Source organism: Campylobacter sp. TTU-622, assembly GCF_016598965.1.
Taxonomy (GTDB): domain Bacteria; phylum Campylobacterota; class Campylobacteria; order Campylobacterales; family Campylobacteraceae; genus Campylobacter_D.
In genome coordinates this window covers 1-11,790 of record NZ_JAENKR010000041.1, presented here as the reverse complement: position 1 = coordinate 11,790, position 11,790 = coordinate 1, and the positions used below count along the sequence as shown (strand labels likewise).

Below are 11,790 nucleotides of genomic sequence, written 5' to 3'. Positions count from 1 at the left end.
CATATATATATGTATGTATTTAAAAATTTATTTTTTTAAAAACTTTAATACTTAAAATATCAATTTTGAATAAAAATTAAATCTATAAGGAAAGTGATGAAAAAAATTTTACTTCAAATTTTGACTTTTAGCGTTATTTTTATTCTTATTTTTGGTATTAATAGGATTTATATGCATATAGCCTTTATTCCAAAAAATTTAGTTCAAAATTTAAATGAATTTTTTACTATGTATACATTAGGCATATATCATGATATAAGATTTTTAAGTGTTGCTTTTTTACCTTTGCTTCTTTGTGGTTTTTTAAGTTTTTTAAACCCATTAATGAATAAATATTTAACTACGGGGGGGGGTATAACAGAATTTCTTAAAAAAACTTATTTAATATTATCTAGTATTTATATAGCTTTTATAGCTTTTCTTTGTGTGGTTTTTTCTTTCATTAAATATTATTATTATGAAATTTATAAAAGTAAAATTGATATTTTTATCTTTAGCGCTAAAAATGACAATATAAGAGCCCTTTTTAAAATCGCTTTAAATGATTATCCTTTATTTACTATATTTATTTTATCTTTAATTTGTATTTTATTTTGCATTTATATTAATATCAAAATTTTAAAAGCTAAACTTAAAACATTTCATTTAAGACCTTTTATGCTTATTTTCTTAAATTTATTACTTATTATAGTTTATATTTTGGCTTTAAGAGGTCCTTTTAAACACGTAGCTATAAATGTGCAAAATTATTCTTTTTCAAATTTTAATGTTTTAAACGATATTATGTTAAATCCTATAATGGCTTTTTCTTGGGCGCACAAACAATTTAAACAAGAAAATAAATTTTCATTTATTGATACTAATAAAGCTAAAATTTTAGAAGAAGAACTTTTTCCTTTATTTAAAACAAGTATGAAAAATGAAATAGCTAGCAATGAAAAACCTAGCGTTTATATCAATTTAATGGAAAGTTTTGGGTTAAATTTATTGGAATTTAACAATAAAAATTTTAATTTATTAGGTGATTTAGAGCAACATTTTAAAGAAGATTTTATATTTACAAGATTTTTAAGTTCTGCTAATGGAACTATCAATAGCTTTGCCAATTTATTTTTTATAAGTCCTTTTAGCAATATATCTACTAGTTCTTTTCAAAAACAATATTTAGATTTTACTCCTATGCAAATTTATAAAAAAGCTGGTTATAAAGTAATTTTTATTTATGCAGGAAATGGATCTTGGCAAAATATAAAAAATTATTTAAATGTTTTAGGTGTTGATAAAATAATTGATGAAAATGATTTAATAAATGAATATCCAAAAGCAATACAAACAGAAAATGGTTATGGTGTAGCTGATGAATTTATGTATAAAAAAATTTATGAAATTTTAGAAAAAAATCCTACAAAAACATTAATCATCTCTTTAAGTATTTCAAATCATCCTCCTTATAAAATTCCATATCATCCTTTAAATCTTGAAAATATACCAGAAAATTTGCTTGAAAAACTTCCTTACAAAAGAAAAAAACAAGAAGATATTTTGCAAGCTTACGCATACGCTAATAATGAATTTGGGAAATTTCTTAGCAAGATAAAACAAAGTCCTTTTAAAGATAAAGTCATCATAGCAGCTACAGGAGATCATAGAGTACGTGATATGAATATAGATTATAGTACTCAAAAAGCCTTTGCTTTTAGTGTGCCTTTTTATATTTATATACCAAAAAATTTACAAAATAATATTTATTATGATAAATATCGCATAGGATCACATAAAGATATTTTTCCTACTCTTTATGATTTTAGTTTAAATGAGGCAAAATATCTTAGTTTAGGTGGAAGAAATATACTAACAAAACCAAGTAATGAAAAATTGGAATTTGGCTTTAATGATTCAGTATGGATAGACAAAAATGGAGTTTATCCAAATGGAAGCAATAAAGGATATTTTTATGAAAATAACACAAGTTTAAAAGATAATAATAAAGATTTTAAACTTGATGAATATCATAAAAATTTTTATAAGTCACATCAAGAGTTAAATTATTATCAACTTGCTAAGCGTTTAAAATTAATCAATGAATAAAAATTTAAAAATTATTTACTTTTAACCATTAGATAACAAAACTTGTATATAATAGTTTTTATAAAAATTAAAAGGAGATAAAATGAAAAAAATTGTTTTTGCGTCTTTAGCATTAGTAAGCTTAATTTTTGCAGCTGAAAATCAAACTTTTGATCCTAAATCTGTAAAAGATCATTTAACCATAAAAATGGATTTACTTGATAAGAATGGCAATAAAGCTATAGGAGAAGTTGTAGCTATACAAACAAAATATGGAGTAGCTTTTTTTCCACAATTAAGCAATTTGCAACCAGGAATTCATGGTTTTCATGTTCATGAAAATGCAGATTGTGGAGAAACTGAAAAAGGTTTAGGAATGAAAGCTGGAGGACACTATGATCCTAAAAATACCAAAACACATTCTTTTGCTTGGGATGATAAAGGACACTTAGGCGATCTTCCAGCTCTTTATGTTGATGATAAAGGAAATGCTACTAATCCTGTTTTAGCACCAAAAATTAAAAAATTAAGCGAAATTAAAAATCGTGCTTTAATGATTCATTTTGGCGGAGATAACCATAGTGATCATCCTGCTGCACTTGGTGGCGGTGGCGCTAGAATGGCCTGTGGAGTTATTAAATAATTTATACCCTTTTTAAAGGGTATAAAATCTTGACTTATTTATTTACATTATCTATAATGAGCAAAAAATAAATAATACACTATGAAAATTTTAAAACTAAATCACTACATTTTAGGCTTTCAAACCATATATTAGCTTCCTTAAAATAAAAATTATAAAAATTAATATTATATTTTTTAAGGAAATTTTATGTCAGATATATTTATAAAACTTTCTGCGTGGAAGTTATTTTTTAAATGTGCTTTTCCAAATATGATTAGCGCAGCTTTTATGGTGCTTTATTATATTATTGATGGAATTTTTGTTGGAAAATATTTAGGAAATAATGCCCTTGCCGCCCTTGGGCTTGTTATCCCTTTTATAATGATGAGTTTTGCACTAACTGATACTATTGCGATAGGTTCATCTGTCCAAATTTCCATGAAACTTGGCAAAAATCAAAAAAAAGAAGCTAAAACAATGTTTAGCGCTTGTATAATTATCATTTTAGCCTTTTCTTTTTTTATGGGATTTGTTGAATATTTTTTGGGTCCTTTGTTGATTGATTTGTTAAATGTTAGTAAAGAAGTTAAAGAATTATGTAAAGAAATTTTAATAGTTTTTGCTTTATTTGCACCTATTACTATGATTTCTTTTGCTTTAGATAATTACTTAAGAATTTGTGGTAAAACTTTTTATAGTATGATAATAAATATTATCATTGCTCTAAGTAATTTATTTTTTGATTATCTTTTTATTGTCGTTCTAGGTTGGGGAGTTTTCTCAGCTGCACTTGCAACTTGTATAGGTTTAAGTCTTGGAGGAATTTTAGGAATTTTACCTTTTTTAATCCAAAATTTAGAATTAAAATTTACTAAATTAAGTATGAGTTTTAAAGAATTTAAAAATATTATTTATAATGGGAGTTCTGAATTTTTTAACAACATTTCTGCTTCTTTATTCAGTATTTTTGCAAATTTAGTTCTACTTCATCTTGTTGGAGTTAAAGGAGTTGCAGCATTTTCTATTATTTTATATATTGATGCTTTTGTAATTAGTTTATTAATTAGCATGTGTGATGCTATGCAACCTGCTCTTAGTTTTAATTATGCAAAAAAAGATATAAGGCGTGTTAAAGATTTAATGAAACCTATTTTGATTAGTGCTTTTATTTTTAGTATTTTAATGCTTGTTATAATTTTGCTTTTTAAAGAAAATTTAGTAGGATTTTTTTCAAAAGATAAAGATGAAGAATTTTTAAAATTTGGAACTTATGCATTAATGATCTTTTCTTTTAATTATCTCATTACTTGGATAAATACACTTAGTGGATCTTTTCTTACCGCTTTTAATAAACCAACTCTTTCTTTGATTATTTCTTTAAATCAAAGTCTTTTTGTGCCACTTATTCTTTTATTTATCTTGCCTTTATTTTTAAATTTAAATGGAGTATGGCTAACACCTTTAATAGCTGATTTTTTTGTTTTGTTTTTATCCTTTTTCTTTTTAAGAAAAATAATTTTTAAATGAAGATTTATATCTTCATTTGTTCATAAGTTATTTTTGCAAGCTTTGAAGCTTTAGTTTTTATAGGGGAAAATTTTATTTTATTGGCTTTAGGAATTGCTAAAATAGGAAAACCTTTATCACTTGTACCTATAAGACCTAGCTGTAAAACAACAAAATCATCATTGATTTTATGTTTAGAATATGTGTATGGAAAAAGCATTAACACTTTTTGGCAAGGACCACCAAGCATAGGAGGATTTGAACAGCCTTTAATACTAGCTCCTTCAATCTCTCTTCTTAAAACAACACCAACACCCTGAGTTGTCATTTTTTTAGCTTTTTTAGCTTTTAATTCTACTTTTCCCCCATGTATGCACGTTAGAACATTGTCTTCTAAAATAGGATTTAATGCTGCTGTACTAGGAAGAGTAAGTATATCTTTAATTTTAGGACTTTTTATATTTTTCATTTTCTAACTTTTTAAAATTTTAATTATTGTATTTAAAAAATATAAAAAATTTATAAATTTATTTTTAAATTTTTAGCGATTTGAATACATTCTTCCAAATTGGGATTTTCGCAAACTAAGACATTATCATATTTTAAAAGCTTCTTTGCAGTACTTTGACCTATAGCTATTAAATAATCTTCTTTTTTAATATCATAAGTTTTAAAAAAATTATTCACACAAGATGGAGAAGTAAAAATAATAATACAAGGATGAGTGATACAAAAATCAGGTTTTTTATATACATTTTCATAAGCTATGATTTGAGTTAAATTTATATTTTGCTCTAAAAGTTTTTGAACTAAATTGGAAGAAAGTTCTTTGGCTCTTAAATAAAGACATTTTTTATCTTTTAGCTCTTCTTTAAATTCTTCATAAAGATTACTAGCATAAGAAAGTTTTGGATATTTTATATTTTTAAATCCCAAATTAAAAGCTTCTTTTGCTGTATTTTTTCCTACTGCATAAACTTTTAAATCAAAATTTAAAATACTTTTGGTTTTTTTTAAAGCCTTAATAGCATTTTTTGAAGTTATAATCAAAGCATCATAAAAATTAAGATCAACTTTAAAATCATAAAAAATAAGCTCGTTTAAAACAAGATTTTGTACCCCTTTAAATTTCAATTCATTAGTAAGATAGATTTTCATTATAAACTCTTAAAGAGTTTTTTTAAATTTTTACTTGCCAAAAAAGGATCTTTAGCACACATAATAGCTCTTACAACAGCTATGCCACTGAGTTTTAAACCCTTTAAATTTAAAATATTTATTTCATTGATACCACCTATTGCAACAACAGGTAAATTTGATAAAGCTATAATTTGTTTTAAAATATCAAGACTTAAAATTTCACTTTTTTTTGTTGGAGTTAAATTTATAGCTCCACAACCTAAATAATCTGCTTCTTTAATGTTTTTAAGTTGTTCTATTTTTTGCAAACTAAGGCCTATTATTTTGTCTTTACCTAGAATTTTTCTAGCAATTTTTGTATCTAAATCTTCTTGTCCTAAATGCACTCCACTTGCATTTAGGGCCAATGCGATATCAAGCCTATCATTGATAATTAAAGGAATGCAATAAGTATCGCAAAGTTTTTTTACTTTAAAGCCTAACTCAAAAAATTTACGAGCACTGAGCTCTTTTTCTCTAAGCTGAATTATACTCGCTCCACCCTTAATGGCTTGTTCTAAAATATTTAAAAAAGCTTCATCACTTTTATCTTGCTTGCTAGCTACTAAATATAAGCTAAAATCAATCATTTAAAAACTTATAAAAGTGATTTGTAGGACCACAACCTTTTCCAAGATTTAAAGAATAATAAATAGCATTTTTAACATATTCTTTGGCTTCTTTTATGGCTTCATAAACACTTAATCCTTTAGCAATATTACTAGCAATTGCAGAAGATAAAGTACAACCTGTACCGTGGGTATTTTTTGTTTTAATACGCTCTGCTTTTAAAATATAAATTTTTTCACCATCAAATAACACATCATTAGCGTTATCCTCGCTATGTCCGCCTTTTAAAACAATATTTTTTGCTCCAAGTTTATGAAGTTTTTTAGCTGCTTTTATCATATCTTTCTCATTTTGAATTTTAAAATCACAAAGAAATTCAGCTTCTGGTATGTTTGGAGTTAAGATATCGGCAAATTTTAAAATATTTTCTTTAAAATGTTGACAATCTTGTATTTTCATTAAAGCATAACCATTTTTAGCAAACATTACAGGATCGATTACTATATTTTTGGCTTGATATTTTTCTAAATTAAAAGCAACACAATCCATTAATTCTTTTGTTCCAATCATACCTATTTTTACTGCTTTTGGAACAATATCTTCAAAAATAGCCTGAAATTGATCATTTATAATTTCTTCTGGAATATGATGAAGCGAAATCACTCTACTTGTATTTTCAGCAACAACGCTTAAAATCACACTCATACCAAAAAGATTATGGGCACTAAAAGTTTTTAAATCAGCCTGAATTCCAGCTCCTCCGCTACAATCGCTACCCGCTATAGTTAAAATAGGGATTAAATTTGAACCTTTTGCTTGCATTTTTTTCCTTAATAAATATTTTTTAAAATTTCCTTACCTTGATCAGAAATTTTAGAACCTTTAAAATAAGTTTTAACAAAAGAAATAATTAAAGCATGAAAAATTTGATAAAGTGCATAGAGTTTATATTTTTTACCTAAAATTTTACAAAGCTCATCTTGATTTTGCTCTATTCCACTCTCAAAAAAATCTCTTAATTCTTCATAATTTAAAAATTCATAATTTAACGCTAAGGCCAATCGATTAGTATAAGCATCTACAACTAAAATTTCTCTTTTGCAAAGATAATTTAAAATACTATCAGCACTTTCAAATCCTAAGCCTTTAATGCCCAACAACCATTCTCTATTGACATTTTCTTTAAAATACTCTAAATTCTCATAATCTTTTAAAATAGCATTAATAAGAGTTTTTATACGCTTTGCCTTTGTATTATAAAAACCGCTCGGTTTTATAAGCAAAGCAAGCTCTTTATCTTCTAAATTTTTTATTTGTTCTAAAGAAGAGATATTAGCCTTTTTAAGATTTTCTAAAGCTTTTAAAACATTTTTCCAATTTGTATTTTGAGTTAAAATAACAGAAACTAATAACTCAAAATCTCCAAATTTTTTATCTTCCAACCATTCAAAATCATTAAAAGCTAAATTTAGGCTATAAAGATATTTAAAAATATCAAAACCATTCAACTTTCACTCCTTCTTAAATGATTTAAAAGAGCATAAATCACATCCTCATCATCTTTACTTGATGCTTTAATTATCTCTTTGTTTCCATCTTTTAAAGTAAGTTGTATATTCATTTCATAACTAGTAATACTTTTATATTTTTTATAAGCTAAAATTTTAATCATAATGAGTTCTAAAAATTGCTTAGTATAAACATCAAGTTTTCCAAAACGATCTTCAATTTCTCCTTGAATTTCATAAACTTCACTTACACTTTGGCATTTACTAAGTCTTCTATAAAGTTCTAATCTTAAACGATCTTCGCTAATGAGTTCGTTATTTAAAAAGGCATTAATACTTAATCTTAAATCTAGTTTATCCTCTTCTATACTTTCATCTTTAGTTAAAATATTTAACTCATCTTCTAGCATTTTAAGATATAAACTATAACCAATTTGCTCTATATGCCCACTTTGATCAACACCTAATAAATTTCCCCCTCCTCTAATCTCAAGATCGTGATAAGCAAGAATAGAACCTGAGCCCAAAAAAGAATTACTTTCTAATGATACTAGTCTTTTTAATGCATCTTTAGTAATATTTTCTTTATCTTCAATTAAATAATAACAATAGCCTTGTTTATTACTTCTTCCTACGCGTCCTCTAAGTTGATGCAAGTCTGCCATACCGAAATAATCAGCTTTTTCCACTAAAATAGTATTAACATTTGCCAAATCAATCCCGCTTTCTACTATAGAAGTGCAAAGTAAAAGATCATATTGCTTATCTTCAAATTTTAATATTTCTTCTTCTTGTGTTTTAGAATCAATTTTTGAGTGTAAAATCAAAATTCTTAAATTTTTAACTATACCTAATAAGTATTCTTTACATTCTTTTATACTTGCAATATGATTATGGATATAAAAAATTTGCCCTCCACGCCTTAACTCTCTCATAATAGCTTCTTTAATTAAAACTTCATTTTTTTCTTTTACAAAGGTTCTAACATCAAGTCTTTCTTCGGGTGGAGTTTGTAAAGTACTATAAGATTTTATAGAGCTTAAAGCTTGATTTAAACTTCTTGGAATTGGAGTAGCAGACATAGATAAAAGATGAGAATTTTTACTTATTTCTTTTAATTTTTCCTTTTGCTTAACCCCAAATTTATGCTCTTCATCAACAACAATCAAAGCTAAATTTTCACATTCTACATTTAAAAGAGTGTGTGTTCCAATCACAACGCAAGGTTTTTGCTCTTTAAGTTTAGCCAAAATATCCTTTTTTTCTTTAGCACTTGTAAAGCGATCAAGCTTAAAAACAGCTATATTGAATTCATCAAATCTTTTTTTTAAAGTTTTAAAATGTTGATAAGATAAAAGTGTTGTTGGCACAAAGAAAAAAGCACTAAAACCACTTTTAACCACAGCAAAAATAGCATTCATAGCAACTTCGGTTTTTCCAAAACCCACATCAGCGCTTAATAATCTATCCATAATTTTATTATTTTCAAAATCTTCTAAAATTTCTGCACAAACTTTATTTTGATCTTTAGTATAAGAAAAACCTGCTTTTGATACAAACTGAGCCTGTAAAGCAAAATCAACTTTAATATTTTTTGGTTTTATTAAAGCTCTTTTAGCAGCTAAATTTACAATTTGCGTTGCAATAGCAAGAAGTTTTGCTTTTAGTTTTTCCTTTAATCTAGCAAAATTCATTTTCCCTAAACGATCAAGAGTTGGGATAAATCCACTTGAACCTAAATACTTATCAATTAAATATAAATTTTCTACAGGCAATAAAAGCTTATCTTGATTTTGATAAGCTATAGCTACAAATTCTTTTTTTGCTCCGCTTACCTGTATCATTTCAAGACCTAAAAATTTTCCCACACCATAATCTTGATGCACAACAAAATCTCCATTTTTTAATTCATCAAGAATTAAAGAGGCCTTTCTTTTTATCCCTTTTCTTTCTTTTTTATTTAAAGAAAGAATAATCTCATCTTTTGAAATAATGTTAATTCTTAAATCACTTCTTTCAAAAATAATATTTTTAAAATCTAACTCTAATTGTTTAAATAAGGCTTCATTTTTTGCTAAAACCTTTATTTTTTTATTTTGATGAAAAGCAAAAAAATCTTTGGTATAAGAACTTTGTAAATCTTTAAAATTTTTAGGCTCTGGAATAATTTTATTATTTATAAAATCCAAATCTTTTGCTTCCATATATAAAGGCTTAATACTTACAAAATCTAAAGATAAATAATCAAAAAAATTATCTATACACCAAAAACCTAAAGAATGTATATCATTAATTAAACTTTGACTTTGAAAATTTTCAAGCTTTTTATTAAAATTTTCATATTCTTCTTTAGAAAAAAAATTCAAAAAAGGGCAAATTTCTAATTCTTGTAATTCATAAGGTATAGATTTTTGGGTATTGATATCAAATTCTCTTATACTTTCAATTTCATCTCCAAAAAACGAAATGCGTATAGGTTTTTCTTTATTAATACAAAAAATATCAACAACATCGCCGCGTATTGAAACTTCAGCTTTATCTTGAACTATATCTACAAATTCATAACCTAGATATTCAATTTGTTCCTTAAAATTTAAAAAATTAAATTTTTGATTTTTATCAATATAATAATTTTTTAAATTATCTTTTCCTGGTAATTTATGAAGTAAAGTTGTAATAGGAGAAATTAAAATCTTTTTTTTCTCTTTTTCCTTATAATAAGAATCTAACACCTTGCAAATTTCAAAAAGCTCTTTTGAAAAAGATCTTAAATCATCGCCAAACTCAGCTCTAAAATCAGGTAAAACAAAAGTTTTATAAGCTTGAAAATTAGAAACTTGTGCTAATAAATCTGCTTCTTTATCATCTTCGCAGATGATCAATTTAGAATAAAAATTATTTTGCAAATATTCATAAAAAGCTGCTTGCATTATTCTTGATTATTCTCAATTAATTTAGTTTCTTCTTTAATTTTGCTACTTCCATTGAATTTTCCACCATTTTCAACACTAAGCTCTTGTATAACAATGTTTCCATCAACTATACCACCTGTTAAAATCTCCAAACTATTGGCTTCTAATTCTCCTTCAAAATATCCATTAACAACAATTTTATCAGCCTTTAATTCACCCTTTAAAACACCTCTTTTTCCAATAACTACTATACTTTGAGAATGAATTGTTCCTATAAGTTCTCCATCTACGTGAAGCATAGAAGCAAAATAAAATTTCCCTTCTATTCTTGCTCCTGAGGCAATGACTGTTGTTTCTGAACTGGAATTATTTGACGTTGCGTAATTGCTTTTACCAAAGATTGCCATGGTACTCTCCTTTCTTGATTAAAAAAATTACTAATGTTATTTCTTTGCAATTTTAAAAAATATAAAGGTTCTAAAGTTTTATTAATAAATCTTACTTCATAATGCAAATGAGGGCCTGTAGATAGCCCTGTATTTCCACTATATCCTATTAAATCTCCTTTCTTAACATATTGTCCAGCTTTTACAACATCTTTTCTCATCATATGTGCAAAAACAGTTTTAAAACCAAAATTATGAAGCAAAATGACATTATAACCATAGCCATTATCACTATATCCTGCAAATTCTACAACAGCATTAGCAGTTGCATAAATTGGTGTTCCAATTTCAGCTCTTAAATCTATGCCTGGATGAAATTCTCTACGTTTTAAAACAGGATGTTCCCTCCAGCCAAAATTACCAGTGATTCCTTTATCTACTATCGGAAAACCATTAGGAATTTGACTAAGAATTTTAGTTTGATCTTCATTGGTGAGTTTAAGATTATTTAATCTATCATTAATAGTTAAATTTTGTTCATTATCATCAAGTCCCAAGGCCTTTTCAAAACTTATAATTTTATCTTCTATAGCAGCATATTCTTGTGTTTTTTCTTCTATGCTCTTTTGCATTTGTTCATTGCTTTGAATAAGTTCTTGATTTTTTCTAAGCAAATCTTCTCTTTTTTTACTTAAATCACTTAATTTATCATCAAGATATTTAATATAAAATCCACTAAACACCAAAAAAAAGAAAACAAACATAATAATATAAAATACAATTTTTTTAATTATTCTGCTTAAATAAAAATGCTTTGAACCATTAATATCTGTAATTGTTATGGTAAATTTATTTTTACTCACGCAATTCCTTTAAAAATTTTTCAACCAAAACAAAAGATCCAAATACTAAACTGATTTTATTTGAATTTAAACTTTGAAATTCTTCGCATTTTATATTTAATTCTTTAGCTATAGAAAAAATTATATCATTTGCCAGCTTTCTTTGTTCATCTTTGTATTTGTAAATTTTTATTG

General features: G+C 25.7%; 11 protein-coding genes and 1 pseudogene. 3 read left to right on the top strand and 9 right to left on the bottom strand.

Annotated elements, in window-relative coordinates:
• Positions 1 to 96 precede the first annotated feature (96 nt).
• From JG677_RS05115 to JG677_RS05105, 3 genes are all read left to right on the top strand, one after another.
• Positions 97 to 2,088 carry an LTA synthase family protein gene (locus JG677_RS05115; RefSeq protein ID WP_200285512.1) on the top strand — a complete coding sequence of 664 codons (1,992 nt, stop codon included), beginning with the start codon at positions 97 to 99 and terminating at the stop codon, positions 2,086 to 2,088.
• An 82-nt stretch (positions 2,089 to 2,170) separates the two neighbouring features.
• Positions 2,171 to 2,710 carry a superoxide dismutase family protein gene (locus tag JG677_RS05110; RefSeq protein ID WP_200170144.1) on the top strand — a complete coding sequence of 180 codons (540 nt, stop codon included), beginning with the start codon at positions 2,171 to 2,173 and terminating at the stop codon, positions 2,708 to 2,710.
• A gap of 189 nt (positions 2,711 to 2,899) precedes the next feature.
• Positions 2,900 to 4,219 carry an MATE family efflux transporter gene (locus JG677_RS05105; protein WP_200285510.1) on the top strand — a complete coding sequence of 440 codons (1,320 nt, stop codon included), beginning with the start codon at positions 2,900 to 2,902 and terminating at the stop codon, positions 4,217 to 4,219.
• Between the two features lie 4 nt (positions 4,220 to 4,223).
• On the opposite strand, the gene JG677_RS05100 is transcribed toward JG677_RS05105, so the two are convergent.
• The 9 genes and pseudogenes from JG677_RS05100 to JG677_RS05060 all read right to left on the bottom strand — a co-directional run.
• Positions 4,224 to 4,667 (bottom strand): hypothetical protein, encoded by a 444-nt coding sequence (locus JG677_RS05100; protein ID WP_200170142.1) that lies wholly within the window; start codon positions 4,665 to 4,667, stop codon positions 4,224 to 4,226.
• Between the two features lie 50 nt (positions 4,668 to 4,717).
• The gene (locus tag JG677_RS05095; protein ID WP_200170141.1) at positions 4,718 to 5,356 is read right to left on the bottom strand and encodes a uroporphyrinogen-III synthase; all 639 of its coding nucleotides are present in this window, start codon (positions 5,354 to 5,356) and stop codon (positions 4,718 to 4,720) included.
• Positions 5,356 to 5,967 (bottom strand): thiamine phosphate synthase, encoded by a 612-nt coding sequence (gene thiE, locus JG677_RS05090; protein ID WP_200285508.1) that lies wholly within the window; start codon positions 5,965 to 5,967, stop codon positions 5,356 to 5,358. Before thiE ends, JG677_RS05095 begins: the two co-directional genes overlap by 1 nt.
• Positions 5,960 to 6,769, bottom strand: a complete 810-nt coding sequence (gene thiD, locus JG677_RS05085) for a bifunctional hydroxymethylpyrimidine kinase/phosphomethylpyrimidine kinase (RefSeq protein ID WP_200285506.1) — start codon at positions 6,767 to 6,769, stop codon at positions 5,960 to 5,962. The genes thiE and thiD overlap by 8 nt, the downstream gene beginning before the upstream one ends.
• A gap of 8 nt (positions 6,770 to 6,777) precedes the next feature.
• Positions 6,778 to 7,455: a 3-methyladenine DNA glycosylase gene (locus tag JG677_RS05080; protein WP_200285504.1), complete on the bottom strand. Its 678-nt coding sequence runs from the start codon at positions 7,453 to 7,455 to the stop codon at positions 6,778 to 6,780.
• Positions 7,452 to 10,385 carry a DEAD/DEAH box helicase gene (locus tag JG677_RS05075; RefSeq protein WP_200285502.1) on the bottom strand — a complete coding sequence of 978 codons (2,934 nt, stop codon included), beginning with the start codon at positions 10,383 to 10,385 and terminating at the stop codon, positions 7,452 to 7,454. The genes JG677_RS05080 and JG677_RS05075 overlap by 4 nt, the downstream gene beginning before the upstream one ends.
• Positions 10,385 to 10,774, bottom strand: a complete 390-nt coding sequence (locus JG677_RS05070) for a bactofilin family protein (RefSeq protein WP_200170136.1) — start codon at positions 10,772 to 10,774, stop codon at positions 10,385 to 10,387. Before JG677_RS05070 ends, JG677_RS05075 begins: the two co-directional genes overlap by 1 nt.
• Positions 10,690 to 11,616 carry a peptidoglycan DD-metalloendopeptidase family protein gene (locus tag JG677_RS05065; RefSeq protein ID WP_200285500.1) on the bottom strand — a complete coding sequence of 309 codons (927 nt, stop codon included), beginning with the start codon at positions 11,614 to 11,616 and terminating at the stop codon, positions 10,690 to 10,692. Before JG677_RS05065 ends, JG677_RS05070 begins: the two co-directional genes overlap by 85 nt.
• A pseudogene (locus tag JG677_RS05060) lies at positions 11,609 to 11,790 on the bottom strand (bifunctional folylpolyglutamate synthase/dihydrofolate synthase); the annotation flags it as partial. The pseudogene JG677_RS05060 and the gene JG677_RS05065, both read right to left, overlap by 8 nt.

Bases quoted from the DNA above. Each gene is read 5' to 3' on its own strand.
- thiE (WP_200285508.1), bottom strand. From the start codon at position 5,967: ATGATTGATTTTAGCTTATATTTAGTAGCTAGCAAGCAAGATAAAAGT.
- JG677_RS05105 (WP_200285510.1), top strand. From the start codon at position 2,900: ATGTCAGATATATTTATAAAACTTTCTGCGTGGAAGTTATTTTTTAAA.
- JG677_RS05115 (WP_200285512.1), top strand. From the start codon at position 97: ATGAAAAAAATTTTACTTCAAATTTTGACTTTTAGCGTTATTTTTATT.
- JG677_RS05110 (WP_200170144.1), top strand. From the start codon at position 2,171: ATGAAAAAAATTGTTTTTGCGTCTTTAGCATTAGTAAGCTTAATTTTT.
- JG677_RS05075 (WP_200285502.1), bottom strand. From the start codon at position 10,385: ATGCAAGCAGCTTTTTATGAATATTTGCAAAATAATTTTTATTCTAAA.
- thiD (WP_200285506.1), bottom strand. From the start codon at position 6,769: ATGCAAGCAAAAGGTTCAAATTTAATCCCTATTTTAACTATAGCGGGT.
- JG677_RS05070 (WP_200170136.1), bottom strand. From the start codon at position 10,774: ATGGCAATCTTTGGTAAAAGCAATTACGCAACGTCAAATAATTCCAGT.
- JG677_RS05100 (WP_200170142.1), bottom strand. From the start codon at position 4,667: ATGAAAAATATAAAAAGTCCTAAAATTAAAGATATACTTACTCTTCCT.
- JG677_RS05095 (WP_200170141.1), bottom strand. From the start codon at position 5,356: ATGAAAATCTATCTTACTAATGAATTGAAATTTAAAGGGGTACAAAAT.